This is a genomic window from Haloarcula taiwanensis (assembly GCA_002844335.1).
Taxonomy (GTDB): domain Archaea; phylum Halobacteriota; class Halobacteria; order Halobacteriales; family Haloarculaceae; genus Haloarcula; species Haloarcula taiwanensis.
In genome coordinates this window covers 2,932,125-2,958,799 of sequence record CP019154.1, presented here as the reverse complement: position 1 = coordinate 2,958,799, position 26,675 = coordinate 2,932,125, and the positions used below count along the sequence as shown (strand labels likewise).

Annotated in this window: 24 protein-coding genes; 14 read left to right on the top strand and 10 right to left on the bottom strand. The window is 65.9% G+C overall.

Annotated elements, in window-relative coordinates:
- Positions 1-9: 9 nt before the first annotated feature.
- The 3 genes from BVU17_15075 to BVU17_15065 are packed head-to-tail and all read right to left on the bottom strand — an operon-like array spanning position 10 to position 3,179.
- Positions 10-600, bottom strand: a complete 591-nt coding sequence (locus BVU17_15075) for a dolichol kinase (GenBank protein AUG48782.1) — start codon at positions 598-600, stop codon at positions 10-12.
- Positions 601-2,337, bottom strand: a complete 1,737-nt coding sequence (locus BVU17_15070) for a glycine--tRNA ligase (protein ID AUG48781.1) — start codon at positions 2,335-2,337, stop codon at positions 601-603.
- Complete coding sequence (locus tag BVU17_15065; GenBank protein ID AUG48780.1) at positions 2,334-3,179, bottom strand: signal transduction protein; 846 nt, start codon at positions 3,177-3,179, stop codon at positions 2,334-2,336. Before BVU17_15065 ends, BVU17_15070 begins: the two co-directional genes overlap by 4 nt.
- Positions 3,180-3,869: 690 nt before the next feature.
- Between BVU17_15065 and BVU17_15060 the strand changes: the two genes are divergently transcribed.
- On the top strand, positions 3,870-5,456 hold the full coding sequence (locus BVU17_15060) for a phosphoglycerate dehydrogenase (protein AUG48779.1): 1,587 nt from the start codon (positions 3,870-3,872) through the stop codon (positions 5,454-5,456).
- A gap of 32 nt (positions 5,457-5,488) precedes the next feature.
- Here BVU17_15060 and BVU17_15055 read toward each other — a convergent pair whose 3' ends face one another.
- The 5 genes from BVU17_15055 to BVU17_15035 form a co-directional block, all read right to left on the bottom strand.
- Positions 5,489-5,704 (bottom strand): hypothetical protein, encoded by a 216-nt coding sequence (locus tag BVU17_15055; GenBank protein ID AUG48778.1) that lies wholly within the window; start codon positions 5,702-5,704, stop codon positions 5,489-5,491.
- 92 nt (positions 5,705-5,796) lie between these two features.
- Entirely contained in the window at positions 5,797-9,972 is a 4,176-nt protein-coding gene (locus tag BVU17_15050) for a DNA polymerase II large subunit (protein ID AUG48777.1), read from the bottom strand.
- A gap of 1 nt (position 9,973) precedes the next feature.
- Positions 9,974-10,396 (bottom strand): DNA-binding protein, encoded by a 423-nt coding sequence (locus BVU17_15045; GenBank protein AUG48776.1) that lies wholly within the window; start codon positions 10,394-10,396, stop codon positions 9,974-9,976.
- 184 nt (positions 10,397-10,580) lie between these two features.
- Complete coding sequence (locus tag BVU17_15040; protein ID AUG48775.1) at positions 10,581-11,090, bottom strand: phosphoesterase; 510 nt, start codon at positions 11,088-11,090, stop codon at positions 10,581-10,583.
- 40 nt (positions 11,091-11,130) lie between these two features.
- Positions 11,131-11,319: a hypothetical protein gene (locus tag BVU17_15035; GenBank protein ID AUG48774.1), complete on the bottom strand. Its 189-nt coding sequence runs from the start codon at positions 11,317-11,319 to the stop codon at positions 11,131-11,133.
- Positions 11,320-11,477: 158 nt separating this feature from the next.
- Here BVU17_15035 and BVU17_15030 point away from each other — a divergent pair, with 158 nt between their 5' ends.
- The 11 genes from BVU17_15030 to BVU17_14980 all read left to right on the top strand — a co-directional run bounded on the left by BVU17_15030 (position 11,478) and on the right by BVU17_14980 (position 23,099).
- On the top strand, positions 11,478-12,572 hold the full coding sequence (locus BVU17_15030; GenBank protein AUG48773.1) for a hypothetical protein: 1,095 nt from the start codon (positions 11,478-11,480) through the stop codon (positions 12,570-12,572).
- A 158-nt stretch (positions 12,573-12,730) separates the two neighbouring features.
- Positions 12,731-13,495, top strand: a complete 765-nt coding sequence (locus BVU17_15025; GenBank protein ID AUG48928.1) for a hypothetical protein — start codon at positions 12,731-12,733, stop codon at positions 13,493-13,495.
- Positions 13,496-13,895: 400 nt separating this feature from the next.
- A complete protein-coding gene (locus BVU17_15020) occupies positions 13,896-15,164 on the top strand; it encodes an argininosuccinate synthase (protein AUG48927.1) in 1,269 nt (422 codons plus the stop codon).
- 4 nt (positions 15,165-15,168) lie between these two features.
- Positions 15,169-16,695 (top strand): argininosuccinate lyase, encoded by a 1,527-nt coding sequence (locus tag BVU17_15015; protein AUG48772.1) that lies wholly within the window; start codon positions 15,169-15,171, stop codon positions 16,693-16,695.
- Between the two features lie 164 nt (positions 16,696-16,859).
- A complete protein-coding gene (locus BVU17_15010; GenBank protein ID AUG48771.1) occupies positions 16,860-17,024 on the top strand; it encodes a lysine biosynthesis protein LysW in 165 nt (54 codons plus the stop codon).
- Positions 17,025-17,108: 84 nt separating this feature from the next.
- Entirely contained in the window at positions 17,109-18,023 is a 915-nt protein-coding gene (locus BVU17_15005; GenBank protein AUG48770.1) for a lysine biosynthesis enzyme LysX, read from the top strand.
- 79 nt (positions 18,024-18,102) lie between these two features.
- Positions 18,103-19,140 (top strand): N-acetyl-gamma-glutamyl-phosphate reductase, encoded by a 1,038-nt coding sequence (locus BVU17_15000; protein ID AUG48769.1) that lies wholly within the window; start codon positions 18,103-18,105, stop codon positions 19,138-19,140.
- Between the two features lie 18 nt (positions 19,141-19,158).
- Positions 19,159-20,019: an acetylglutamate kinase gene (locus BVU17_14995; GenBank protein AUG48768.1), complete on the top strand. Its 861-nt coding sequence runs from the start codon at positions 19,159-19,161 to the stop codon at positions 20,017-20,019.
- The gene (locus BVU17_14990) at positions 20,016-21,143 is read left to right on the top strand and encodes an aspartate aminotransferase family protein (protein ID AUG48767.1); all 1,128 of its coding nucleotides are present in this window, start codon (positions 20,016-20,018) and stop codon (positions 21,141-21,143) included. The genes BVU17_14995 and BVU17_14990 overlap by 4 nt, the downstream gene beginning before the upstream one ends.
- Positions 21,140-22,201 carry an acetyl-lysine deacetylase gene (locus tag BVU17_14985; GenBank protein ID AUG48766.1) on the top strand — a complete coding sequence of 354 codons (1,062 nt, stop codon included), beginning with the start codon at positions 21,140-21,142 and terminating at the stop codon, positions 22,199-22,201. Before BVU17_14990 ends, BVU17_14985 begins: the two co-directional genes overlap by 4 nt.
- Before the next feature lies 1 nt (position 22,202).
- Positions 22,203-23,099: an ornithine carbamoyltransferase gene (locus BVU17_14980; GenBank protein ID AUG48765.1), complete on the top strand. Its 897-nt coding sequence runs from the start codon at positions 22,203-22,205 to the stop codon at positions 23,097-23,099.
- Between the two features lie 175 nt (positions 23,100-23,274).
- Here BVU17_14980 and BVU17_14975 read toward each other — a convergent pair whose 3' ends face one another.
- Positions 23,275-24,018, bottom strand: coding sequence for a short-chain dehydrogenase (locus BVU17_14975; protein ID AUG48764.1), 744 nt, complete (start codon positions 24,016-24,018; stop codon positions 23,275-23,277).
- Between the two features lie 253 nt (positions 24,019-24,271).
- On the opposite strand from BVU17_14975, the gene BVU17_14970 reads away from it, so the two are divergent.
- Together BVU17_14970 and BVU17_14965 are read left to right on the top strand one after the other, a co-directional pair.
- The gene (locus BVU17_14970) at positions 24,272-24,661 is read left to right on the top strand and encodes a transcriptional regulator (protein AUG48763.1); all 390 of its coding nucleotides are present in this window, start codon (positions 24,272-24,274) and stop codon (positions 24,659-24,661) included.
- A 46-nt stretch (positions 24,662-24,707) separates the two neighbouring features.
- The gene (locus BVU17_14965; protein ID AUG48762.1) at positions 24,708-26,093 is read left to right on the top strand and encodes a threonine synthase; all 1,386 of its coding nucleotides are present in this window, start codon (positions 24,708-24,710) and stop codon (positions 26,091-26,093) included.
- 29 nt (positions 26,094-26,122) lie between these two features.
- Here BVU17_14965 and BVU17_14960 read toward each other — a convergent pair whose 3' ends face one another.
- Positions 26,123-26,521, bottom strand: coding sequence for a hypothetical protein (locus BVU17_14960; GenBank protein ID AUG48761.1), 399 nt, complete (start codon positions 26,519-26,521; stop codon positions 26,123-26,125).
- Between the last annotated feature and the right edge of the window lie 154 nt (positions 26,522-26,675).

Sequence of the window (26,675 nt, the reverse complement as noted above, 5' to 3'; positions counted from 1 at the left end):
ATTGCCCGGTCAGAACGGGAGGTACCGGACGCCGACCCACATCGCCAGCGCGCCCAGCACCGGAATCGAGAAGTTGTCGTCGACGACGTAGCCGGCGATGCGGGGCTTGACCCCGTCCGCGAACGTCGCCGCGACACCCCCGAGAACGGCGGCGGCGGGGGGAACAAAGGGGGCGGCCAGCAGCGTGCAGACGCCGAACATCACCAGCAAGACCCAGGCCTGCTTGACGTTGCTGGCGTCGCCCGAGCCCAGCAGGCCGCTGATGGGGTCGCCGATGGCGAGCATCAACATTGCCGGGACGGCGACGTCGGTCGTCACGCCCGGCAGTTCGACGGCGAAGGCGACGATAGCCATCCCGACGATGTACAGCGCGTAGCCGGCGGGGTTGTCCTGCTCGTACTCCCGGGTGAGCCGGTCGTACACTACCCAGTCCAGCCCGGTCGTCAGCCGCACGGCTTCGAGAACACACACGACGACCAGCGCCACGGCCAGGAACCCCTGCACGACGCGCCACGTAATCAAGTCCGGCCAGCCAAGGTGTGCCAGCGGGACCGCCGCGCCAGTGACATGGACGAGCCGCCGGGATACCTCGTCGGCCATCTACAGGTCGTCGAAGGTGCGGTCGCCGGTACTGAGGCGTTCGAGCGTCTCCGCCAGCCCGTCGATGGGGAGCCGTTTCTGTTCGGTTGTGTCGCGCTCGCGCACCGTAACCTCGCGGTCCTCGAGACTCTCGTAATCCACGGTCACACAGTACGGCGTTCCGACTTCGTCCTGACGCCGGTAGCGGCGACCGATGGCCCCGGAGTCGTCGTAGGTGACCGAGAGGCCGGCGGTCCGGAGGTCGTCGGCGATGTCGCGGGCCAGGTCGTCCATGCCGTCCTTGTCCATCAGCGGGAAGACGCCGACCGTCGTCGGGGCCTGTTCGGGCGGCAGCGAGAGGTAGGTCCGCTCCTCGCCGTCGACCTCGTCGGTCTCGTAGGAGTGTGCGAGGACGGTGTAGATGATTCGCCCCACGCCAAAGGAGGGTTCGACGACGTGTGGCCGGACGTGTTCGCCGTTCTCGGTGACCTCGTCGACGCTGAAGTTCGTCTCCGCGACGGGGACGGTGTAGGACTCCCCGTCCACTTCGACGGTGACCTCATCGGCGTCGAAGGCGTCCGGATTCCGCTCGGCCAGCGCTTCGAGTGCGTCGGCGACTGCGCCGGCCGACCCGCCAAACTCCGGCCCGAGATAGCTCATGTCGGGGTCGACGGTGGCGCGCTCGACAGTGACCGGCTCGTCGTACTGTTTGAAGACGGTGTAGTCCTCGCCGGAGTGGTCGGCGTGTTTCGAGAGGTCGTAGTCGCCCCGATACGCGAAGCCAGTAATCTCTATCCAGTCGCCGTCGACCTCGCTCTCGGCGTCCCAGCAGTCGGAGGCGTAGTGGGCGCGCTCGCCGGCGAGGTGCTGGCGGTAGCGGAATCGGTCCATGTCGACGCCGATGCGCTCGTACCACTCCTTGGAGACGCCCAAGTAGTAGGCGACCCACTCGCTCTCGACGACGCCCTCGTCGACGGCCTCGCGGACCGTGAGTTCGCGCTGGCCGCCGTCCTCGGCCTGCTGCTCGGCGGCGGAGTACAGCGGCAGGGTCACGTCGGCGACCTCCGAAAGCGGCGGCTCGTCCTCCTCGGGGTCGACGAAGTGTTCGAGTTCGGCCTGGGTGAACTCCCTGACGCGGACGAGAGATTTCCGCGGCGAAATCTCGTTGCGGTAGGCCTTCCCGATTTGCGCGACGCCGAAGGGGAGCTGGTTCCGGGCGTACTCCGAGAGTTGCGGGAACTCCACGAAGATGCCCTGTGCGGTCTCCGGGCGGAGGTAGCCCGGCGACGACGACCCCGGCCCGATATTGGTCTCGAACATGAGGTTGAAGTTGTCGACCGGCTGGTCGGCCAGGGACGTGTGACAGGAGGGGCATTCGATGCCGTGCTCAGCGATGAGGTCCATGACCTCCTCGTTCGGCAGGGACTCGGCCTCCTCGATGTCCGTGTTGTCCTCGACGAGGTGGTCCGCGCGGTGGGTCGCGCCACACTCGCCGCACTCGACAATCATATCGTCGAATCCGTCGAGATGCCCCGACGCCTCGAAGACAGGCTCGGGCATCACGTCGGGGGCGGAGATTTCCTGATGGCCCTCCTTGACGACATAGCGGTCCCGCCAGGTGTCCTCGATGTTCGATTTCAGCGCAGCGCCCTGTGGCCCGTAGGTCCAGAAGCCCGCCGCCCCGCCGTAGGCGCTCGAAGAGGGGAAGTAGAAACCGCGACGCTTGGCCAGCTCGGTAAGTCGTTCGCCTTCGCTCATAGGCCTCGCAGCAGGTCGATATCCCGTACGATGCCAGTGAGTTCGTCACCGGACAGCAGCGGGATCTGTTCGATGTCGTGCTCGATCATCAGCTGTGCCGCTTCCTCGGCGGTGCGGCGCTTGTTCACCGTCACGACATCGGCGGTCATGAACTCGCGGACGGGCTCGACCGGGAGTTCGACGTTGCGGGTGGGCATGTACCGGCCGCCGACCGCCTTGATGCCTTCCCAGGCCCAGTCGTCATCCTGGTTGGCGATGGAGTCGCCGGTGTCGTCCTCGCCCTCGACGACCCGGGCGACCGCGATGATGTCTACCTCTGTGAGCATCCCCGACATATCGCCGTCGTCGCCGAGTACGACGCCGTATGGGACGTTCGCGTGGGAGAGCTCCCGTTCGGCGACGGTCAGGGGCGTGCCCTCGTACACGCAGTTGATGTCTCGGTTGGCGAGGTCGCCGACGATCTGGTCGCCGTCGACGTCACCGTTCGCGATAGACCGAATCACGTCGGTCACTGTGATGATGCCTTTGAGCTGGCCGTCGACGATGGGCAGGCGACGTTCGTCGTCTTCGACCATCATCCGTGCCGCGGCCTCGATAGACGTGTCCTCGCTGATCGTCGGGACTTCCTCGACGAGCAGGGCTAGCTGGTCCTCGTCGGGGCTCTCGATGAGCGCATCGCGTGAAATAATCCCTCTGAACTCTTCGCCCTCGTCGGTTTCCTTGATAACCGGCACCGACGAGAAGGCCTGCTCTTGGAGGTACTCCAGTGCGTCATCACGGGTACCGGGTATAGTAACCGTGACGACCTCCGAGCGTGGCGTCATAGCGTCTGCAACGTTCATACTGCCAGAACTTCCTTCCCGCATCTACTAAGTCCTTAACATCCGTCCGTTTTCGACATTCGGGTAGAACGCTGTACGGCCATCGGCTATCTCTGACGACTGCGCAAGCGCTATCTCGGAAACCGAGGGACCGTGGTGTCTTGGCAACAACTACGTCTTCTGTCATATCCACAGCCCGTCTCTGCGCGTGAACAGAAGTCCTTGCTCAACCGCTATTGGTTGAGATATCAGGCTCTGGCTGTGCTGACTCACTTCCCCGCTCATACCAATCCTGACAGGATGTGAACTATTGTCAGACAGTTGGCCCAGCGTCATACCACTCCCCTCTCTGGGTTTCGCTAAATTTTTATAGGGTTGTTACATATTATCATGCATGGAGTCGGAACCTGTCGCTCCGGTCGAGATGGCCGCGGATGGAGACATCATGGCGTCCGTTGAAGAGGGTCCAACGGACCAGTTTATCCTCGCTGACGTGACCCGAGACGACGCCTATCTCACAACCCCGCTCTCAGACGCTGCCTCGCTCCCGGCCTGGCGATAGGTCACGCCCAGTCGGTTCCTTTTCACTGAACGGTCCCGCTCAGCAGGACACCCCCATCAGCGGCGCGACCGCTCCGGCCCGAGTGCTTGCACGTAGTTGCTCGGACGGAGAAAACAAGCGTTATGCCGCCCCAGTAAGTTCGATTCGGTATGAAGGTACTCGTCACGGACCCTATCGCCGACGCCGGTCTCACGCGACTCCGTGAGGCGGGCCACGATGTCGAAACAGCCTACGAGGTCGAGGGCGACGCGCTCCTCGACGCAGTGGCCGACGCGAACGCGCTCATCGTCCGCTCGGGCACCGAAGTCACTGAAGAAGTGTTCGCGGCCGCGCCCGACCTCATCATCGTCGGCCGGGCCGGCATCGGCGTCGACAACATCGACATCGACGCCGCCACTGACCACGGCGTCATCGTCGCCAACGCCCCCGAAGGTAACGTCCGTGCCGCCGCGGAACACTCTGTCGCGATGGCGTTTGCCACCGCTCGCTCCATCCCGCAGGCCCACGACCGCCTGAAAAGCGGCGAGTGGGCGAAAGGCGAGTTCCTGGGCACGGAGGTCAACAACAAGACGCTGGGCGTCGTCGGCTTCGGCCGCGTCGGCCAGCAGGTCGCCAAGCGACTGGGCAGCCTCGGCATGGACATCGTCACGTTCGACCCCTACATCAGTCAGGAGCGCGCCGACCAGTTCGGCGCGGAACTGGTCGACGACCTCGAAGACTGCCTCGCCAAGTCCGATTTCATCACCATCCACACGCCGCTGACCCCCGAGACCGAGAACATGATCGGCGAGGAGGAACTCGCCGAACTCGAGGGCGGCTACGTCGTCAACTGTGCCCGCGGCGGCATCATCGACGAGCCAGCGCTTGCTGAGGCCGTCGAGGACGGCGTCCTGAAAGGCGCAGCGCTCGATGTGTTCGGCGAGGAACCCCTCCCCGAGGACAGCCCGCTGCTCGACGTCGAGGACATCATCGTCACGCCCCACCTGGGCGCGTCTACGGAGGCGGCACAGGAGAACGTCGCCACCTCCACGGCCGACCAGATCATCGCCGCGGCCAACGGCCAGCCCGTCGCCAACGCCCTGAACGCGCCGTCGCTGGACGAGGCGACGTTCAAGCAGGTCGGACCGTACCTCGACCTCGCCGACACTGCTGGCCGCATCGCCGTCCAGCTGTTCGGCGGCCACATGTCCGAAGTCCAGGTCACCTACGCCGGCGACATCGCCGAGCAGGACGTAGAGTACGTCACCGCGAGCGCGCTGAAGGGCGTGTTCGCCCCCTCGGACCTCCAGGTCAACGCCGTCAACGCCCCCCAGATTGCCGAGGACCGGGGCATCGACGTGACCGAGTCCAAGACCCGCACCTCCGAGGACTACCAGAGCCTCATCACCGTCACCGTCTCCGACGGCGAGGAGTCCGTCTCCGTCTGTGGGACCCAGTTCGGCGGCGAGGAGCCCCGCATCGTCCGTATCGACGACCACCGCATCGAGGCCGTCCCACACGGGCACATGCTGGTCGTCCGGAACCGTGACGAGCCGGGCACCATCGGTTTCATCGGCACGGTGCTTGGCGACGCCGACATCAACATCGCCGGGATGTTCAACGGCCGCGAGACCATCGGCGGGGAGGCCCTGTCCGTTTACAACCTCGACGAACAGCCGCCACAGGACATCATCGAGCGGCTCAACGGAGACAGCCGCATCATCGAGACGACCTACGTCGAACTCGGCGACGAGTAACACAACGGACTGTCCCGACAGCCAGTCGCGGACTATTCCCCGTGGAGAAGGCGCTCGTACCGATCAACGACAGCCTGACGGTGTTCGCGTTCCTGTTCGAGCGCGGTTTCCAGTGTCGCTACCTGTGAGCGCAACAGCGCAATCTGTATCTGATAGATCGTACTGGGCGTCTGTCGGGGCGATGGTGACGGGGAACCCGACCGGTCCCCGGAGTCGAACGGCGGTGCTGAATCGCGGGACGAGGCCATACCCGTGACAGGACCGCCACGGTGAAAAACACCCGTCGGACGACTGTCACGCGCTCGTCTGTCGCCCTGACGAATCCGGGTGACGCTGTCGCTCACATGAAGTCTGCGATACCTGACTGCTTGTTGTGGTCGTTTTCGAACACCGACTCGATTTTCCGTTCCAGTATCTTGAGCCGCTGTTTCGTGTAGTCCCGCGCGCCGAACTCATCAGCGACGCGGATAGCGGTATCGATGTACTTGTTGACCGACCCCTCGTGGACGGTGAGATTGACGCGGCCGCCACACTCCCGGCAGTCGCCGGTCAGCGGGGCGCGTCGAAACGACTCTCCGCAGTCCAGACACCGGACCTCCTGTCTTGAGAAGGCCCGGAGGTTGCCGATGAGGTCCGGCAAGAAGTGGTACTCGATGATACGCTCGGCCACGTCGCTCTCGACGACGGCCCGCAGTTTCCGGGAAATCTCTAGCTGGGCGTCCATCTTGTCCTCCATCGAGCCGAGCGTCTTGTACGCCGAAAGGTCCGGCCCGGCGGCGATGTTGGTCGTGTCGTGGGTGTGGCGGAACTCCGTGTACTCGCGGTCGGTCCCCAGCGTCTCCTCGGCGATTTTCATCACGTCCTCGACCTCGGTCGGGTCTTTCATCTCGCGGGTGGCTTCGTAGAACTCCCGGGGATAGGCGTCCATGATGTCCATGTTGTGGGCCTCGTCGTCGATCTCGCTGGGGTCGATTCGCGAGGACATCACGAGCGGGGCGTCCATCTGGCCGCCGCGCTGGTTCGGGAGATACGACTTCGAGAAGTTCAGCAGGCCGTCCATCAGAAGCATCACGCAGTCCTCGTCGCCGTCGCACTGGCCGACGTAGGTGCCTTCGACGGCCACCCGGTGTGTGTCAGCGACCGTGAGACAGTAGACGCTGTCGACGTCGCTTTCGACGTACTCGACAGTCTCGACGGTGTCTGTCGGGGCTGCGCCGTCAGTCGCTGCTGTCGAAGCCTCCCCGCGTGCCGTCATCGTCGTCGTTTCGCCGCCGTCGTAAGCGGGGAGTTCGTCACCGGCAGTCAGGCCGCTGGCCGGGACTTCCTCGATCCCGTCGGAGTCGGCTCGGAGCATCGTGTGGTCGGGCGTAACCCTGAGGGTTCGGTCGCCGACGGAAATCTCGACGAGGTGGTCCGGAGCGGGGTGTTTCGAGACGGCGTCGACGGGCCGGCGACAGGGGCCGTCCTCGCCAAGCGACGACACGGTGAGAGTACCGTCTAGCTCTTCGACGAGCGTCCCGAAGTCGTCTTCCTCGGGGTCCTCAAGTCGGTCCTCAACCAGTTCCTCGATGGTCCCGTACTCCCAGTCGTCATTCTCGTCTTCGTACCACAGCCGCGTGTCCGGGTGGAAGCAGTTCCGGCGCTTGGCGGCGTGGAAGTACGGATGTGCGTAGCCGACGGCTGCGGAGGTGAAACCGACCACGCGGCCGACCGTCGCCGCGCTGGTGTGAGGTGCCATCCCGAACACGAGTTCCCCGACGAGGTCTTCGCGGTCGTCGAACTCGTAGAACCGCTCCAGCTCGTAGTACTGCTCCAGGAGGTCGTCGACGAACCGGGCGGTCTGGAGCATGTGTTCGGCCGCGCCGTCCGAGAGAACGATGTCCTGCACTTTTAGCTCGACCAGCTGGTCGTCGTGGGTCAGCGGGTCGCCGTGGATGTCCTCCTCGTAGCCCAGCCCGCGGAGTCGCTCGGCGGAGACATCCAGTTCCGAGGCCCGGACCGCCGTCACCGGCAGATCCGTCATGTCGTAGCGGACGGTGCCGTCTTTGAACGCCGACACGTCGTGTTTTGCCCGGAGAATGCCCTTCTCCATCGGCTCCGGCACCTTCTCCTCGGAGGTGAGCCCCTTGACCGCTTTCAGTTGCTCGAAGGCCGTCTCGCGCTCGCCGACGTTTTGCAGGGCGTCCCGATACGCTTCCTGCAGGTCAAGCACTTTGTACTGGGTCGGCGAGGCGAGCGTCTCACACCGGGCACACTCCGCCCGGCCGGACTCGTCGCGCTCGACCTCGGCCTCGCAGTCGGGACAGACGTACACCGGTTCGGTGGTGCCGCCGCAGTCGGCACAGCCCGCCTGGTGGGTCTCGGTCCCGCACTCGGGACAGCGCCGCCGGGCTACCTCGACCTCGACTTGGCCAGGCGTATCGCTCATCCCGTCAGCGTGTTTCGTCGCCTTGGCCACGTCCCGCTGTGCCCCGCCGGCCTCGCCGATGGGGCTGAGCGTGTGGACGGCCGGCGAGAGGTCCCGCCGCTCGGATTTCTCGGGGCGACCCATCCGGTTGCCGATGCGGGTCGGGGCGCGCTCACGAACCTGAAACGGCGCGATTTCGTTGACGGCCTCGATGGCGTTCTGCCCGACTTCGGGTTCGGTGTCCTCCGAAACGCCGATTGCGTCGACAGACTCGCTCTCTCCGTAGGTCCGGGCGTGCTCGGAGAGATCCGACGGTGTCCAGTCCCGCTCTAGCGACCGGGTGAACCCGAGTGTCCGCACCAGCGGCACCCAGTCGGTGACCGTAATCGTGTCCTCGTCCTGTGTGTGCTCGACAAGCAGGTGTTCGAGCGTCTGCTGGACGGTGTCGCTCCGTGGCAGGACGAGCGCGCCGGCATCAGTGTATGCGTCGCCCGCTGTGCCGTCCATCTCCGGGTCGGCGTACGCACCATCGGCCTGTGCGACATGTGCGTCCTCGACGGCGTCGGCGAGCGCACACACCTGGTCGACGCTCACGTCGTGCCAGAGGTAGGTGTATTTCGGGTGCAGCGGGGCGTCGTAGTCGGTCGCCCATTCGATGGCTTCCTCGGCGCTCGGGTCGGCGAGGTCGATGTGAGGCGAGTCCTCCATCGCCTGTACATCCGCGCCGGCGGCGTCGAGGTCCTGTTCCCACCACTCGACGGTGTAGGAGGCCGGTGCGAGCGGATGGTTGTTCTCGACGAACTCGCCGTAGTTGACCAGATACTCGCCCAGATCGAGTATTTTCTCGACGCCGTTGCGGACTGCCAGTGCCTCCTCGGCGTCGTCGATGCGGCGCACGTCGCCATTAGCCAGACGTACGGTCGGCCCCTCGATGGTGTCGACCGGCACGACGCCGGCGGCTTTCCCCGGCCGCTCGGTCTTGATCTGGGTCCCGGTCGCGAGGAAGTCGTCGACGAGATGCATCGTCGCCGGGTGGACGCCGGCTGTCGCGAAGCCGTGGTTGCGCGCCCGGCCGTAGCGCAGCCGGAACCCGCCCGCCTTCGACGGGTGGGAAAACACCGGACGGCCGGCGATGAGGTCCCGGAGGTATTTGTCGGCGGGGTCGACTCGTGGCGGTCCAGCCTGCTCGTCAGCCTCGTCCCTGTCGTCGTCCGATCCGTCGCCCGCGTCGTCGCCGTTCGCGTCCTCTCCTTCGTCGGCCTCGTCTTTGCCGATGGTTCCGTCGATGAGGTCCTGCAGCCACGGCCAGTCGACCTCGTCTAGGTTCCGCGTGTAGCGCTGAATCTTCGGGGCCTTGAGCGCGATGCCCTCGGCCAGCACCAGACACATCCCGCCCCGCGGGGAGTTCGAGTCGACGCGTTCGAGGTCCCGGTAGCCCGACACCTCCTCGTCGCCGGTCGCCTCGCCGTCGAGCATGATGGGCATGTGCTCGGCGATGAACTTCGTCTCCTTCTCCTTGGGTGAGTACTGCAGGCCGGTGTCCTTGTCGTAGAGGTCGATTTCCTCGGCGTAGCGGCCGATTTCCTCCTCGCGGGCCTTGTACTGGTCGATGCCCAGCAGCGCGCGGGCGTAGTCCGCGACTAGCACCGAGAGCGCCTGTGCGGTCCCGCCGGCAGAGCGAATTGGCCCGGCGTAGTAGACGTTGATGAACTCCGTCCCGTCGTCGTTTTCCAGCAGTTCGACGCGGTCGATGCCCTCGATGGGGGCGGCGACGACCCCCTCGGTCAGCAGGGCGACGGCGGTCCGGACCGCGCCCTCGACCTTCCCTTCGCGGCTGTCGTAGTCGCCGACAGTCCCTTCGACGAAGTCCTCGACCAGTTCCAGCGCGGCCTCCTCGCGGGACATCTGTCCCTCCAGCTCGCGCACCCGCTCGGCCACGCCGTCGATGCCGAGAATGTTTTCCACCCGGTCGGCCATGTCACGAGCGGTCGGAATCTCGACTTCTGGCTTCGGGTCGCCGCCGCGCTCTTTGGCCCGCTCGGCCACGTCGAAGGCGGCTTCGAGCTGGGTTTCGAGCGTTTCGAAGTACTGTTCGTCGGCCTCCCGCATCTTAGATATCCCAGAGGTCCAGATCGGTCGGCTCGTCGTGCTCCCGCTTGAGTTCTGTATCGAATCCGCGGACGTACAGTTCGCCCGCCCAGACGGTGCCGGCGTTCAGGTGGCCGGCAATCGCTTCGCCGTCGGGCCGGGAGAGGACGGCGTGGGTGTGGGCGAACCGCTTCCCGTCGAGATGCGAGATGTTGCCCATGCAAGCGGCGACCTCAAGCGGTTCGTCGAAGGTCAGCGAGTCGTACTCGGTCCGGTCTTGGTCGTAGAACATGAGCTCCGCGTCCTGCACTGCCCCAAGCCCGTAAAAAAAGCCGGCGTCGATGCCCTGTTCGTCCGCGAAGGCCTCGATCTGCGCGCGCCAGTCCCCACCGTGCTCCAGTCGGCAGACGAACTCGGACGTACTGTCGACTTCGCGGTAATCCATATCTGTAGTGGATGGCAGGCCGCTCCAAAAGCATTGCTTTCGGTCCAACCGTTTATATCCGAAGCCGAGACCACGGCCGCTGTGACGTAGCTACGGCCCGGCGCGCTGAGCGGTTGTGCGGCACACCGCGCCGGGACTGACGCGTGCCGCCTGTTCGCCACGATGGACGGACGACCGACCGGCGCTAGCCCGGCAACGACACCCGGCTGACCGGCTGGTTCCGGTCGGCGTCGTAGAAGGTGAGTTCGTCGACGGTCCACCGGATCGGGTCGATACCCTGCTCGACCAGCCGCGCGGCCGCGTCGCGGTCCCCGCCGCGGGCGACGGTCACGTGCGGGACGTACTCGTCGCCTTCCATTTCGTCGACGGGATCGAAGCGCTCGCAGAGCCGCTCGTGTAAACCGACCAGCCCCGGGCTCTCGACGGCGAGGTACACTACTGGTGACGGGCCGGTCGCGGCTGTCTCGAACTGCTCGATCTCTGAAATCTCCGCCTCGAACGCCGGCTGGCCGCGAAGCACTTCGCGCCCCTGCGCTTCCAGTCGCGCGTAGGCCGCGTGGTCGCCGTCACCCAGCCGCTTGGCGACCAGCGTGTGCTCACCCCGTCCCCGCCGCTGTGCGAGCGGCAGGTCCGCCGCAAGGTCGGCGGCCAGCGACGTGACTGCTGACGGGAGTGGGACGTTGATGCTGTACACAGTGAGCGGGTCGCTTGCTGTCGAGAAAAAGAGCGCGGTCCTACAGCCGGTCAAGCAGCCACAGGACGATGAGGACGACCAGCACCACGCCGAGTATCGGTTGGAGTGGTCCCAGAAGCCAACCCAACAGCCCTAGAACCCCGCCGATAATTTCGAGCACCAACCAGACGACAATGAGGACAAGGACAATCTTCAGCAGAGTGTCCACGTCGAGCTTCGCTCTGTCCATGCTCGGCAGGACTTCCTCGCGGGGCAAACCCCTTGTGGCCGCAGTAGCCCCTGACTTCGGCTCCGGAACGGATACGGCTTGGGCTGTAACGCTTTAGAGTGTCAGCTCACTCAATCGGCAATAAACGATATACCTGCCGAGGGGATAGCCGCGGTAGGATGGGCTGGACTCCTGAAACACTGGTCGTCGTATTCGTCGCGGTAGCACTGCTTGTCCCGACAGCGACCGGGGCAGGTTTCGGCAGTCTCGGCCAGCAGTCTGTCGATGCGGACGTGGTCGTCATGACCGCTGACGTGAACCCCGACGGGACCGCTGACTGGACGGTCGCCTACCGACTTCGGCTGGACGACGACAACACCACGCAAGCGTTCGAGGACCTGCGAACGGATATCCAGGCCAACCCGGCGGCGTACACGGACCGCTTTGAGCGTCGGATGCAACGCACTGCCGGGGCCGCGGAGAACACGACTGGCCGCGAGATGGCTGTCAAAAACGTCACGGTGAGTGCGCGCGAAGAGACGTTCGGCCAGACGTACGGCGTCATCACTTATCGGTTCCAGTGGACGAACTTCGCCGCCGTCTCCGGCGACCGCGTCGAGATCGGCGACGCGCTCTCGGGGCTGTTTCTGGACAGCGAAACCTCACTGACCCTCCGCTGGCCAGCGGACTATCAGGCTGACTCCGTTGCACCGCAGGCCGACGAACGGGGGAACGCCTCTGTCACCTGGCGTGGCCAACAGACGTTCGGGGAAGCCGAGCCGCGAGTGGTCGTCAACTCGAGGGACAGCGCTGGCGGTGACAGCGGGTCGAACGGGCTCCTCATCGGTGGGATTCTCGCGCTGGTCGGCATTGCTGCCGGGGTGTACGCACTTCGGCGGTACGGCATCCCTAACGGCAATGCGCCGGCCGAGCCGCCGGCGTCGATGGTAGACTCGGATGATCCCGAAGCGGAGTCCGCTGCCGGCACGGACGCTGACGCTGGCACACCGCCGGTCGAACTGTTGAGTAACGAAGAACAGGTCCTGCAACTGCTCGAATCGAACGGCGGGCGGCTCAAGCAACAGCAGGTGGCCGGCGAACTCGACTGGACCGACGCCAAGACGAGCCAGGTCATCGGCGGCCTGCGCGAGGAAGAGAAGGTAGAAACGTTCCGCATCGGCCGAGAGAACGTGGTGACGCTGCCAGACACTGACGTGACTGGTGGAGAGGGTGACGGGAGCGACGGAACCGACAGCGGTGACGAAACCCGATAATAAATCTGTCGACAGTTCAGTAGGGATTGCGGATCAAAACCACTCCTGTATTGCGGTTTTAATCCGGCTTAATCGGTGCTAACCCGGCTTTATAGACGCCTATTTATACGATGTTGGAGAGCCAAGCAACGGGTGTAATGAGACGAGCGACCCCGGTGTTGCTGGCAGTGGTGCTCGTGGTAAGCACGCTCGCCGCGGTGCCCGCCGTGACGATGGCACAGGAGACTGAAACGGTGGCCGAAGAGGCAGATGAGAATGCGACGCCCCCCGGCGCACAGTTGGCAGGCGTCGTCAGCGTGCAAGGAGCCGAACTGGACGGTGAGGTCCAGTCACGAACGTTCGGGGTCCGCGTCGCGAGGGCGAACACCGACGCTGCGAAGGCGTCCGTCGTCGCCGAGCAGGTGAACGACTCCGAGGCCCGACTGGACGAACTCCAACAGCGAAAGCAGGCGCTGGAGCAAGCCCGCCAGAACGGCTCGATAAGCGAGGGCGAGTACCGAGCGAAGGCTGCACAGCTCCATGCCGAGACGAAGAACGTCCAGCGGCTGGCAAACGAGACGAACGAAACCGCCAGCCAGCTTCCCGCCGAAGCGCTGGAGCAGAAAGGCATCGACGCGGCGGCGATCAAGACTCTCTCACAGCGCGCGAGCGAGCTGAGCGGGCCGGAAGTCGCCGCTGTCGCGCAGGGCATCGCCGGGCCGAACGTCGGACAGCAGGCTCGACCTGACGTTGCCGGCGACCGTGGCCCCGAAGCGGCGAACAGAACCGAAGTAGGCGACCGTCCGGAAGGTGGGCCGGAGCGGACTCCGGCGAGTGAACGGCCGGACGACACCGATACGACGCCAGCCAATGAGACGGCCACCAGCGGGGGCGAAACAAAGTCGCCGGGTGTCGGGTCTGATACCACCGCCGCTGGCCAATAGCCAGAGAGACGGCGAGTACAGTGCTTACACTTCGGCACACGCCAGTCTGTCTAGCGGTCCTGGCCGCTACGGGCGACGTGATGGCTATGAGGGACTGTGTTTGGTGACCATGCACACGACACTGTGAACACGGAAACTATTAGTACCCGAGTCACACAGCAGAATATACATGACGCGGACCTCTCGCTCCACGCCGCTCGCTGCGGATAGCGAGGGGTCCCTCCGTTTCTCCCCACGACGACGACGACCGGGCCGTTTCTAGGCCCACTACTACTTACTCTTCACTCGACAGGTTCGTTTCGTCGCTAGACGCCGTCGTCGTCGGTTCGATGGGATACTCGATCTGGTGTTTGATCGAGAAACCGACAGGCACACCACGGAACCAATGCAGAACACATCCATGCCAGAAGGAAACGGAACCGTCGCACTCGCCTTTTCCGGCGGGCTCGACACGACAGTCTGCGTATCGCTGCTGAAAGAGGAGTACGGCTACGACGAGGTCATCGGCGTCACCGTCGACGTCGGCCAGCCCGACTACGAGTTCGAGGAGGCCGAGGAGACCGCCGAGGCGCTGGGCGTCGAACAGCACGTCGTCGACGCCACCGAGGAGTTCGCTGACCTCTGTATGGAGGCCGTCAAGGCCAACGCCGACTATCAGGGCTACCCGCTCGGAACTGCCCTCGCGCGCCCGGTCATCGCCAAGGCTATTCTCTCGGTCGCCGAAGAGCAGGGCTGCTCGGCCGTCGCCCACGGCTGTACTGGCAAGGGCAACGACCAACTGCGCTTTGAGGCCGTCTGGCGCGACTCGGACCTCGATGTTATCGCGCCGGTGCGTGAACTTGGGCTGACCCGCGAGTGGGAAAACGAGTACGCCGCGGAGAAGGGCCTGCCCGTCGAGGGCGGCGATGGCGGTCGCTACTCCATCGACACGAACCTCTGGAGCCGCTCCATCGAGGGCTCCGAACTCGAAGACCCGAGCACCATCCCCGACGACGACATCTACAAGTGGACCGACAACCCCTCCGACAAGGACGCTGAACTGGTCGAAATCACCTTTGAGGAAGGCGTTCCCGTCGCTGTCGACGGCGAGGAACTCGACGGGGTCGAACTCATCGAGCAACTCAACGCACAGGCAGGGGCCCACGGCATCGGCCGCACGGACATGATGGAAGACCGCATGCTCGGGCTCAAAGTGAGAGAGAACTACGAGCACCCCGCAGCGACGGTGCTTCTGACGGCCCACGAAGCGCTCGAAGGGCTCGTCCTCACGCAGGAGGAGCGCCAGTTCAAGGCCCAGGTCGACCAGGAGTGGTCCCAGAAGGCCTACCAGGGCCTCGTCGACGCGCCGCTGACGGGCGCGCTCGAAGCGTTCATCGACGACACGAACGAGCGCGTTACCGGCACCGTCACCGTGAAACTCGAAGGCGGGCACTGCCGCGCCGTCTCCCGTGAGTCCGACTACGCCGTCTACAGCGAGTCGGCGGCCTCCTTCAACGAGGAGGACGTCTCCGGCGGTATCACCCAGCAGGACGCGACCGGCGTCGCGAAGTACCACGGCTTCCAGTCCCGCCTCGCGAACAAGATTCTCGACGACGTGAAGAAGGGCGCTGCTGTCACGGACGGCAGCGGCGACCAATCCGACGACGCGAGCGGGGCCACGGAGGAGTAAGCGAATGAGCGACGGCGAGGACCACGAGACGGCGGACGCGGACCGCGGCGATGCCGCGGCAGACGCGGACGGCGGCGATGAGACGGTCGTCCGCCGCGACCGCTTCGCTGGCGGGCCGGCACGGTCGTTCCTCTCCTCGCTGTCGGACGACGAGCGTATCTTCGCGGCCGACCTCGCGGTTGACCGCGCCCACGTCGTGATGCTGGCCGAACAGGAGATCATCGACCGCGAGACGGCCGGCGAGGTGCTGGCCGCGCTGGCGGACGTGGAGGACGCCGGCCACGGTGCGCTGCCTGACGGCGAGGATGTCCACGAGGCAATCGAGAGCGCCGTCATCGACCGCGTCGGGCAGTCGGGCGGGAAGATGCACACCGCTCGCTCGCGCAACGACGAGGTGGCGGCTTGCATCCGTTACCGCCTGCGCGCGGACATTTTGGACCTCATGGAGACCGTTATCGGGGCCCGCGAGCAACTCATCGAGGTGGCTCGCGCCGAGCGCGAGACGGTGATGCCGGGCTACACGCATCTCCAGCCCGCGCAGCCGACGACAGTCGCTCACTGGGTCCTGTCCTACGAACAGGCACTCCAGCGCGATACCGCGCGGCTGCTGGATGCATACAAGCGGGTCAACCAGAACCCGCTGGGGTCGGCCGCCTTTGCGGGGACACCCTTCGACGTGGACCGTGAGCGTACCGCTGCACTCCTCGGGTTCGAGGGCGTCGCAGAGAACTCGATGGACGCCTCGGCGACGCGTGATTTCCTCGTCGAGACGACCAGCGCCGTCGCCACGCTGGCGACGACCCTATCGGGGCTAGCCGAGGACGTGGTCGTGATGGCGAGCAAGGGCCACGTCGACCTCGACGACGACTACGCCTCGACCTCCTCGATCATGCCCCAGAAGAAGAACCCCGACACACTGGAACTGGTCCGCGGGCGCACAGGCGACGCCGTCGCCGGGCTGAACGGCCTGCTGACCAACCTCAAGGGCCAGCCTCGCGCCTACAACCGCGACCTCCAGCGTGCCGGCCGCCACGCCTGGGACGCCATCGACAGCGTCACCGAGAGTGTGGAAGTCGCCGCTGGCGCGGTCGCGACCGCCGACTGGCCCGCCGAGACCCTCGTAGCTGCGGCCACCGACGGGTTCGCCACCGCGACCGGCGTGGCCGACCTGCTGGCGATGGCCGGCGTCCCTTTCAGGACGGCCCACGAGGTCGTCGCCGAGGCCGCGGCGGGGCTGGCGGCCGACGAGGACGCGCCCGACTACGCGGCGCTGTCGGCCGTCGCCGAGGACGTGCTGGGCGAGCCGCTGTCAGCCTACGTTGACCGCGACGCGCTGGTGGCCGCACTCGACCCCGCCGAAAGTGTCGCCATGCGGGACTCTCGCGGCGGGCCGGATCCCGACGCCGTTGTCGAGCAGGTGTCGGTGGCTGAGGACGCTCTCGCCGCCGACAGCGAGGCACTGACTGCCCGCCGGCAGGCGGTTTCACAGGCGGCTGACCGCCGCCAGACGGAGGTGGACCGATATGTCTGAGCGACCACCGTCCCCTCGTGGGACAATTATACCATAATTCTGATATACAACTCAGAGACGTGGCGGATATGGGGCTTTGATACCATTAGAGCGTGGTATGTCTAATTCAATATTCTGATATGTTCGAAGGCTTTAAGTGTGTCCCTGTCACAGGATGAACTACAATGGCAGAATGCATCGAGTGTGGGGCGGACGTGTCCCTGCACGACAACCTCGAAGTCGGAGAGATCGTTGACTGTGCCACCTGCGGTGCCGAACTGGAAGTCGTCGGCGCCGACCCCGTCGAGCTCGACAGCGCACCCGAGCTCGAAGAGGACTGGGGTGAGTGAGGTGTTCGCGGTGGCGCGGCGCTCGACGCCGTACGTGACCGTGGCGCTCGACGCCGCGAGCCGCGAACCCACGGAGGACTCAGTATGAAAGTCGGACTCCTCTACTCGCGTATCCGCCGGGACGAGAAGTTGCTCCTGTCGGAACTGCGCGAGCGCGACCACGAAATCGAGAAGATAGACGTTCGCAAACAGCAGTTCAACATCCACGAGGCCCCCGAGGCCTTCGAGGATCTGGACATCGTCGTCGACCGCTGTCTGGCGACCAGCCGCAGCGTGTACGCGACGAAGTTCGCACAGGCCTACGGCGTGCCGGTCGTCAACGGCCCCGAGGTCGCCGACACATGTGCGGACAAGGTCAACAACAGCCTCGCGCTGGAGGCCGCGGGCGTGCCGACGCCCAACACCGACGTGGCCTTTACCAAGGACGCCGCGCTGGAGTCAATCGAGAAGTTCGGCTACCCCTGCGTCCTCAAGCCGGTCGTCGGCTCCTGGGGCCGCCTGATGGCGAAGATCGACTCGCGCTCGGCCGCCGAGGCCATCCTCGAACACAAGGAGACGCTCGGCCACTACGAGCACAAGATATTCTACGTGCAGGAGTTCGTCGAAAAGCCCGGCCGCGACATGCGCGTGCTGGCCGTCGACGGCGAGCCCATCGCGGCGATGGTCCGCTCCTCGGACCACTGGCTCACCAACGCCGCCAAGGGCGCAGAGACCGCCGAGTTCGAACTGGACGACCGCGCGCTGGAACTGGTCGAGAAGGCCTCCGACGCCGTCGGTGGCGGCCTGCTGGGTATCGACCTGATGGAGGTCGGGGTAGCGGAGAGCGAGGCCGACCAGCCGCGAGCGCGCGAGTTCGACGACTACACCGTCCACGAGGTGAACCACACAGTCGAGTTCAAGGCGCTGAACGAGGTCACGGACGTGGACGTGCCCGCGAAGGTCGTCGACTGGCTCGAAACCAAGGCGGCGACCGAGGCTGACGCCGAGGTGACGGCATGACTTCCGCTGGACGTTCCAGCTCGCTTCGCACCGCGGGCTGCGACCAGCGACATCACGCTCGCCACTGGAGGTGGCTCGCGTGACCTACACGGCAAGCGTCGTCGGCGGCTCCGGCTTCACGGGCGGGGAACTGCTCCGCCTGCTCGATGGCCACCCCGAGTTCGAACTGGCCCAGGCGACAAGCCGCTCGAAAGAGAACAAGACCGTTGGCCACTCCCATCCGAACCTCCGGCACTCGGACCTGCGCTTTTCCTCGCCGGAGGACCTGGAGTCGGTGGACGTGCTGTTCGCCGCGACGCCCCACGGCGTCTCGATGGAGCAGATAGACCGCTTCCAGGAGGCCGCCGGCACGGTCGTCGACCTCTCGGCGGACTTCCGGCTCAACTCCGAGGCCCAGTACGACGAGTGGTACGACGGGCACACGCGCCCGGACCTGCTCGAAGAGAGCGAGTACGCGCTGCCGGAGCTCAACCGCGAGAACCTCGACGGCGCGGACCTCATCGCCTCCGGCGGCTGTAACGCCACGGCGACGATTCTTGGCCTGCTCCCGCTGTTCGAGGCCGACATCCTGAGCGGCGACGAGCAGGTCGTCGTCGACGTGAAGGTCGGCTCCAGCGAGGGCGGGGCCGGCGGCGGCGAGGCCTCCTCGCACCCGGAGCGCTCGGGCGTCGTCCGCCCGTACGCGCCCACGGGCCACCGCCACGAGGCCGAGATTCAGCAGTTCCTCGGCATCGACGTGTCCTTCACCGTCCACGCGGTGGACATGATTCGTGGCGCGAGCGCGACCTGTCACGTCTTCCCCGAGGGCCCCGTCTCGAAGGGCGACCTCTGGGGAGCCTACCGCGGCGAGTACGAGGACGAACCGTTCGTCGAACTCGTCGCCGGCGGTGGCGGCGTCTACCGTTACCCCGAACCCAAGTCGGTCGCGGGCACGAACCGCGCCGAGGTCGGCTTCGAACTCGACCCCGGCAACAAGCGACTGGTCGTGTTCTCGGCCATCGACAACATGATGAAGGGATCGGCGGGACAGGCCGTTCACGCGGCCAACGTCGCCCTCGGCATCGAAGAGACGGCGGGCCTGGAGTTCCAGGGGCTCCACCCCGTCGGCGCACCGTAACCCCTGGAGTGATTTTCTATGACAGTCGTTATCAAAGTCGGTGGCGCTCGCGCGGTCGACCCCGCGGGGGCGCTTGCGGACGTGGCATCGTTAGTGGCCGACGGGGAGCGGGTCGTCGTGGTTCACGGCGGCTCGACCAAAGTCGACAAGACGCTCGAACGGCTCGGCGTCGAACCGGAGTACGTCGAGACGCCGTCGGGCGTCGTCGGCCGGTTCACCGACGAGACCACGATGGAGGTGTTCGAGATGGCCTTCGGTCACCTCAACACCCAGCTCGTCGCCGGGCTCCAGAGCGAGGGCGTCGACGCGGTCGGTCTCAACGGCGTCGACGGCAAACTGCTCTACGGACCACGGAAGTCCGCGGTGCGGGTCGTCGAGGACGGCACGAAGAAAATCCGCCGTGGCGACCACTCGGGCACGATCAAGCAGGTCAACGGCGACCTGCTGGAGACGCTGCTCGACGACGGATACACGCCCGTCGCGGCTCCGCCGATGGCCGGCAAAGACGATGACGAAATCATTCCTGTCAACACCGACGCCGACCGCTCGGCCGCGGCGATTGCCGGCGAACTCGACGCGACGCTGGTACTCCTGACCGACGTTGAGGGCGTCTACGCGGACCCCGACGACCCGTCGACGCTAATCGAATCGGTCGAGACGGCGGCCGACTGGGACGCCCTCGAAGACGCGGCCGAGGGCTTCATGGGCCGGAAGATAATGGCCGTCGAGGAGGCCCTCGACGGCGGCGCGACCGAGGCGGTCGTGGCTGACGCCAACGCCGAGTCACCGATTCACTCGGCGCTTGACGGCGGCGGCACCCACGTTTACGCGAGCGCACTCGAACAGGACACAGACCAGACAGCGACGGAGGAACAATGAGCGGATTCGTCTTCAACGAGAAACCCATCCAGATCGAACGCGGCGACGGTGCCTACGTCTACGACGACAGCGGCACAGAGTACCTAGACATGGGCGCGTCCTACGCCTGTGTCCCGCTGGGACACAAGCACCCGGCGGTCCAGAGCGCCGTCAGCGAGCAGCTAGAGAAGATAACGTACGTCCAGGCGTCGTACCCGAACGCCGAGCGGACGGCGTTGTACGACCTGCTCGCCGACACCGCGCCGGACCCCATCGACAAGACCTGGCTCTGTAACTCCGGGACCGAGGCCAACGAGGCGGCGCTGAAGTTCGCCCGCTCGGCCACGGGGAACTCCAAAATCGTCGCGACGATGCAGGGCTTCCACGGCCGGACGATGGGCGCGCTGGCGACGACCTGGAAGGACAAGTACAAGAAGCCCTACGAGCCGCTCATCGGCGACGTGGAGTTCGTCCCCTACGACGACAGCGAGGCGCTGGCCGAGGCCGTCGACGAGGACACCGCCGCGTTCATCGTCGAACCGGTCCAGGGCGAGGGCGGCATCAACCCCACCTCCGACGGCTACCTCGAAGATGCCCGGGAGATTACCGAGGACGCCGGGGCGGCGCTCATCTTCGACGAGGTCCAGACCGGTATGGGACGGACCGGCGCGCTGTGGAACTCCCAGCGGGCCGCCGTCGCGCCGGACATGATAACCGCGGCGAAGGGCCTCGGAAACGGCCTCCCCATCGGTGCGACGCTGTGTCGGGACTGGATCGCCGAGAACTACGGCTCCCACGCCTCGACGTTCTCCGGCGGGCCGGTCATCTCCGCCGCTGCCGGCGCGACCGTTTCGACTATCATTGAGGACTCTGTGCCGGGTAACGCCGCCGTGATGGGCGACTACCTCCTGACTGAACTGGAAGCGACCATCGGCGACGACGTGCGGGACATCCGCGGCGAGGGCCTGATGATAGGCGTCGAGGTCGGCCGCGGCGCGAACGCGGCGCTGAAGAAGCTCGCCCTGAACCACCAGGTGCTCGCGCTGCCGGCCGGCCGCACCGTGGTCCGCCTGCTCCCGCCGCTGACCATCGACGAGGCCCACGCCGACGCCGTCGTCGACGCGATGGCGGAGGTGGTGGGATGAGCGAAGCCGCGACGCGCGAGGCCGACACAGAGGCCCGCGACCTACTCGAAGCAGTTGTCCGTATCCCATCGGTTTCGCGGAACGAGGCGGAGGCGGCCGAGCGACTCGTCGAGTTCTTCGAGTCCCACGACCGCGAGGCGTGGCTCGACGAGGTCGGCAACGTCCGCGCGCCCGCCGACGACAGCGTCCTCCTCACCTCCCACATCGACACCGTGCCGGGCGACATCCCGGTCCGCGTCGAGGAGACCGACGAGGGCGACGTGCTGTGGGGCCGCGGTAGCGTCGACGCGAAGGGGCCGCTGTGTGCGATGGCCGTCGCGGCCGTCCGCACCGGGGCCTCCTTCGTCGGCGTCGTCGGTGAGGAGGTCGACTCGACCGGTGCCCGGTTCCTCGTCGAGGACCGCGAGTCGGCACCGGGGGCCGTCATTAACGGCGAGCCGTCCGGCTGGGAGGGCATCACGCTGGGATACCGCGGTCTGCTGGCCGGGACCTACGTCGCGACGAGCGAGTCCGGCCACTCCTCGCGCCCGGAGAACAACGCCATTCAGGACGCCATCGACTGGTGGACCGCTGTCGAAGACGAGTTCGCCAAAGACGAGTGGCACCCCGTCTTCGAGCGCGTCACCTGCAAGCCGGTCGAGTTCAAGGGCGGCACGTCGACCGACGGGCTGAGCGTCGAGGCGACGATGGACGTCCAGTTGCGGGTCCCGCCGGAGTACAGTACCAGCGAGATCCGCGAAATCGCCGACGGATTTCTGGAGAACGGCACGGTCAACTGGGACGACAAGGTCGAGCCGGTGATGCAGAGCCCCCGAACCAGCGCCGCCCGGGCGTTCCGGGCCGCGATTCGGCAGCAGGGTGGCGAGCCCACACTACTTCGCAAGACCGGCACCAGCGACATGAACGTCTACGCGAAGGCGTGGGACTGTCCGATGGTGACCTACGGACCCGGCGACTCTGATCTGGACCACGCGCCGAACGAGCACCTCCCGCTCGACGAGTACGACCGCTCCGTTGCAGTGCTCGAAACCGCGACCGAACGCATGCTGGAGGACTGACATGGATATACTCGACGTCGATGACCTCACGACCGACGAACTGGCCACCGTCCTCGACCGCGCCGCGGCCATCAAAGCCGACCACGGCGAGGGAAGCACGAGTGACCTGCTTGACCAGCAGACGCTCGGGATGATATTCGAGAAACCCTCGACGCGGACCCGGGTCTCCTTCGAGACGGGCATGACGCAACTGGGCGGCCATGCCGTCTTTCTCGGCCCCGACGACATCCACCTGGGCCACGGCGAACCGGTCAAGGACACCGCCCGCGCGCTCGGCCGCTACGTCGATTTCATCATGGCCCGCGTGTTCGACCACGCCGACGCGGAGGAACTGGCCGCGTACGCCGACGTGCCAGTCATCAACGGCCTGACCGACGACGCCCACCCCTGCCAGACGCTGGCCGACCTGCTGACCGTCCGCGAGGAGTTCGGCGACTTCGAGGACGTGTCCGTGGCGTGGGTCGGCGACGGCAACAACGTCTGCCAGTCGTTCGTCATCGGCGCGGCGATGGTCGGGCTGGACCTGACCGTCGCCACGCCGGAGGGTTACGGCATCGCCGACGACGTGGCCGACCGCGCCGCCGCCTTCGGCAACGCGCCCGAGACCACCCACGACCCCGAAGCGGCCGTCGCTGACGCTGACGTGGTGTACTCTGACGTGTGGGTCAGCATGGGCCAGGAGGACAAACGCGAGCAGAAACTGGCGGACTTCGAGGGGTTCCAGATTACGAGGGACCTGCTCGGAGACCGCCCGTTCATGCACTGCCTCCCCGCCCACCGCGGCGAGGAAGTCACCGACGACGCCATCGAGTCGGAGAACGCCGTCGTCTGGAACCAGGCGGAGAACCGGCTGCACGCCCAGAAAGGGCTACTCGTGTGGCTGTCTGAGCAGGCGTAGAACCGGCCCGAACATTTAGAACGGTTAGCCGGGCGGAGGCGGTCTGTGGCGAGCCCGCTGTACCGCGCGCCGTCGGCGCGCGGTTTCACGCGAATCGCTCTGCGATTCGCGCCTTTTTCGCCCACGTTTTTCGAGGAGCGCTTCGCGCGAACCCGACGCTGAAAAAGGTGGTGGGCTAAAAGTGACTAAATTTGTCCCGTCGGAACACGTCGATGCTGTTTATCGTCGTCGGTGGCTCCTGTCGCATAGCGAAGGCGATAGCGTCGGCTACCTCCTCTGGTTCGGTCACCTCACCCGGTTCGAACCGCTCGTTGAACGAGGTTCCGTCCTCGGAGCCGAACTCAGACCGGACTTCTGAAGGGTTGACCACGGTGACGCCGATATCGTCGTCGCCGACCTGCCCGGCGAGGCTGTGGGCGAACCCGCGGAGCCACCACTTCGTCGCGGCGTAGACAGGATTGAACGGCCGGGGATACTGGCCGGCGAAGCTCCCGACGAACACGAGTGACCCTGCCCCAGCACGGAGATGCGGCAGCGACTCGCGGGCGGTGTAGAACGCGCCGTCGACGTTGACCTCCATCATCGTCCGGTACTGCTCGTCGGACAGCGTCTCCACGTCCGAGCCGCGGCCGACTCCGGCGTTGACGACGACGCCGTCGAGCGAGCCGAGCGTGTCGACGGTGGACTCGACAGCGGCCGTGACCTGCGTCCGGTCGCTAACATCGGCCGGCACCACTTGGGTGTCGACGGTGTGCTCGGCGGTGATTTCGTCGGCCAGTTCAGTGAGGCGGTCTTCCCGGCGGGCGACCAGTGCTACGTCGGCTCCGTCGCGTGCCAACTTCCGAGCGGTTGCCGCGCCGATACCCGAACTCGCTCCGGTAACGAGTGTGGCTGTCTCTGAGAGTGGTCCCGAACCCATGGTCAGACCCACGGGCGTCTCGTGGTTAGCGTTTGGGCCCCGAGTGGGAGTGGCGGTTGGCCCGGCGGTGTCGACGACCGTTCCGGGGCAGTTTTCCACCCGAAACACTGCCCTTTTCGGTTTGGTTGGCAACGTTTCACACAGGACTGCTGGTGACCCGACCGCCCGCTCCGCGTCCGCTCAGCGCCGGTTCCGGGCCGGTGAGGTCGAGGTAACGGCCCTGTTTATCCGAGTCCACACAGTACAGCCTGGTATGTCTGTCAACCCCTCTCCGGACCAGTCCCACGAGCTGATGGTCGACGACGAACCGAAGCTTTCGGATGTGATGGCCTCAGTCTTCGGTGTTCAGGAACACGAGGTACGGACGTATCAGACATTGCTTGAGGCACCAGCAAGCACTGTCGAGGAACTCGCTGACGAACTCGGCCGGGACCGCTCGAACGTCAACCGGTCGCTGTCGACGCTCCGCGAGAAGGGGCTTGCGACGCGGAAACGACGCCTCCTCGACGGCGGTGGCCACGTGTACCAGTACACCGCGACACCGCTGTCGGAGGCCCGCGAACTGATGCACGAGACGCTTGAGGAGTGGACCGCCGCGGTCCACCACCGCATCGACGAGTTCGACGCCAGCCCCGGCGAGTGAGTCGGGCGTACGGCCGGCAACCGTCCGACTTTTGCATACTGGGAGCATGGTCCCGACAATGGCTGACCTGCAACTCACCGACGACGTGCCGCCGGTTGCCGACGACGGCGTCTGGCTGGCCTGCATCGAGTGTGGTGAGACGTTCGCTCCGTTCGACGCGATTCGCTACACCTGCGACGACTGTGATGGCCTGCTTGAGGTCCGCTACGACGATCTGCCGACCTTCGACGAGTTCGAGGGCTCGGGGGTCTGGCGGTACAACGCCGCCCTGCCCTTCGAGGAAGGCGTCACGCTCCCCGAGGGCAACACGCCGCTGCACGAGATGCCCCGCCTGAAAGACGACATCGGCGTCGACGCGCTCCGCGTGAAACACGAGGGGATGAATCCCACCGGCTCGTTCAAGGACCGCGGCATGACCGTCGGTGTCCGGGTCGCTCAGGAGGTCGGTGTCGACCGACTGGCCTGTGCCTCGACCGGCAACACCTCCGCGGCGCTTGCGGCCTACGGCGCACGCGGCGGCATGGAGACGCTCGTGCTCCTGCCCGAAGGGAAGGTCGCGGCCGGCAAGATCGCGCAGGCGAGCCTCCACCGCGCCCGGATTCTCGAAGTCGACGGCAACTTCGACGAGTGTCTCGACATCGTGCAGGACCTCGCCGCCCGCGGCGAGGCCTACCTGCTGAACTCGCTGAACCCGTTCCGACTGGAGGGTCAGAAGACCATCGGGCTGGAAATCATGGAGGAGTTCTACGCCGACCACGGCGAGTACCCGGACCGCATCGTCCTGCCGGTCGGCAACGCCGGCAACACCGCGGCGCTGTACAAGTGCTTCCGCGAACTCGTCGAGGCCGGCGCGATAACCGAAGACCAGGTGCCCAAACTCACCGGCGTCCAGGCCGAGGGGGCCGCTCCGATGGTCGAAGCCATCGAGGAGGGGTACGAGGACACCCGCCGCTGGGACGACGTCGAGACCCGCGCGACCGCCATCCGCATCGGCAATCCGGTCAACGCGCCGAAGGCCCTGCCGGGCATCCGGGAGACCGGCGGTACTGCGGTGGCCGTCTCCGACGAGGAAATTACTGAAGCGCAGCGCGACATCGCCGGGGAAGGCGTCGGCGTCGAACCGGCTTCTGCGGCATCCGTCGCCGGTCTCCGGAAACTCCGCGAGGAGGGCGAGGTCGACAGCGACGAGTCGGTCGTCTGCCTGACCACGGGCCATCTCCTCAAAGACCCCGAGGCAGCCGCCGAAGCCGGGAACGAGCCGGAGCCGGTCGCAAACAGCACTGAGGCCGTGCTGGACCTCATCGAAGAACCGTCGTCGGTCACCGGAACGGTTCGGCGACAGGTGTCGAAGGCCGCCGACGCGCCGCTGGTCCCGGCACTGGTCGCCGGCGGTTTCGGCATCGCGTATCTCTACCGCAAATTCCGTTCGTAGAAGGACGGCGACGAGACGTCTCGACTCGGTCAGTGCTCCGCCCGTTCTGGCTCCAGCCGGTAGCGTGTCGTCGCCTGCCCATCGAACCGGGGACCGTTTCCGGTCGAGGCGAACCCGACGGCCTCGACGGCGGCTCGGACTTCGGATTCGTCTTCCGGGAGCAGGAGTTCGACGGTCATGTGTTCTCGACGTGCGAACTCAATCGGGTCTGTCAGGAGCTTCTCACAGGCGTTGCCTGACCCGGCCAGTTGCGTCACGTGGACGGTCCCACGCTCGGCGTCAAAACTCACGAACCCAACAATGGTGTCGTCTTCCTCGGCCACGCGGACGGTACGGTCGTGGACGAGGTTTCGCATCACGTCCGGCGGCCCGTCAGCGAGGGCGGCCAGTCGTTCGGCGTCGTCTTCGATAGCGTCGCGGATATCCATACATGTGCGTGGGAACCCCACGCAAATAAACGGTGTGTCGGACGCTCCGGACTGTCCCCGCCTTCGCGCCAACAGGGCTTCGCACGACGGAATCTACTGCCGCTGTCGACAGTGAGACGCGGTCACAGATGAACACAGTTATCCCGAGCGACGG

Bases quoted from the DNA above. Each gene is read 5' to 3' on its own strand.
- BVU17_15065 (AUG48780.1), bottom strand. From the start codon at position 3,179: ATGAACGTTGCAGACGCTATGACGCCACGCTCGGAGGTCGTCACGGTT.
- BVU17_14990 (AUG48767.1), top strand. From the start codon at position 20,016: ATGAGCGGATTCGTCTTCAACGAGAAACCCATCCAGATCGAACGCGGC.
- BVU17_15060 (AUG48779.1), top strand. From the start codon at position 3,870: ATGAAGGTACTCGTCACGGACCCTATCGCCGACGCCGGTCTCACGCGA.
- BVU17_14970 (AUG48763.1), top strand. From the start codon at position 24,272: ATGTCTGTCAACCCCTCTCCGGACCAGTCCCACGAGCTGATGGTCGAC.
- BVU17_15015 (AUG48772.1), top strand. From the start codon at position 15,169: ATGAGCGACGGCGAGGACCACGAGACGGCGGACGCGGACCGCGGCGAT.
- BVU17_15030 (AUG48773.1), top strand. From the start codon at position 11,478: ATGGGCTGGACTCCTGAAACACTGGTCGTCGTATTCGTCGCGGTAGCA.
- BVU17_14965 (AUG48762.1), top strand. From the start codon at position 24,708: ATGGTCCCGACAATGGCTGACCTGCAACTCACCGACGACGTGCCGCCG.
- BVU17_15055 (AUG48778.1), bottom strand. From the start codon at position 5,704: ATGGCCTCGTCCCGCGATTCAGCACCGCCGTTCGACTCCGGGGACCGG.
- BVU17_14960 (AUG48761.1), bottom strand. From the start codon at position 26,521: ATGGATATCCGCGACGCTATCGAAGACGACGCCGAACGACTGGCCGCC.
- BVU17_15050 (AUG48777.1), bottom strand. From the start codon at position 9,972: ATGCGGGAGGCCGACGAACAGTACTTCGAAACGCTCGAAACCCAGCTC.
- BVU17_15010 (AUG48771.1), top strand. From the start codon at position 16,860: ATGGCAGAATGCATCGAGTGTGGGGCGGACGTGTCCCTGCACGACAAC.
- BVU17_15005 (AUG48770.1), top strand. From the start codon at position 17,109: ATGAAAGTCGGACTCCTCTACTCGCGTATCCGCCGGGACGAGAAGTTG.
- BVU17_15070 (AUG48781.1), bottom strand. From the start codon at position 2,337: ATGAGCGAAGGCGAACGACTTACCGAGCTGGCCAAGCGTCGCGGTTTC.
- BVU17_14980 (AUG48765.1), top strand. From the start codon at position 22,203: ATGGATATACTCGACGTCGATGACCTCACGACCGACGAACTGGCCACC.
- BVU17_14995 (AUG48768.1), top strand. From the start codon at position 19,159: ATGACAGTCGTTATCAAAGTCGGTGGCGCTCGCGCGGTCGACCCCGCG.
- BVU17_14975 (AUG48764.1), bottom strand. From the start codon at position 24,018: ATGGGTTCGGGACCACTCTCAGAGACAGCCACACTCGTTACCGGAGCG.
- BVU17_15020 (AUG48927.1), top strand. From the start codon at position 13,896: ATGCCAGAAGGAAACGGAACCGTCGCACTCGCCTTTTCCGGCGGGCTC.
- BVU17_15075 (AUG48782.1), bottom strand. From the start codon at position 600: ATGGCCGACGAGGTATCCCGGCGGCTCGTCCATGTCACTGGCGCGGCG.
- BVU17_15035 (AUG48774.1), bottom strand. From the start codon at position 11,319: ATGGACAGAGCGAAGCTCGACGTGGACACTCTGCTGAAGATTGTCCTT.
- BVU17_15045 (AUG48776.1), bottom strand. From the start codon at position 10,396: ATGGATTACCGCGAAGTCGACAGTACGTCCGAGTTCGTCTGCCGACTG.
- BVU17_14985 (AUG48766.1), top strand. From the start codon at position 21,140: ATGAGCGAAGCCGCGACGCGCGAGGCCGACACAGAGGCCCGCGACCTA.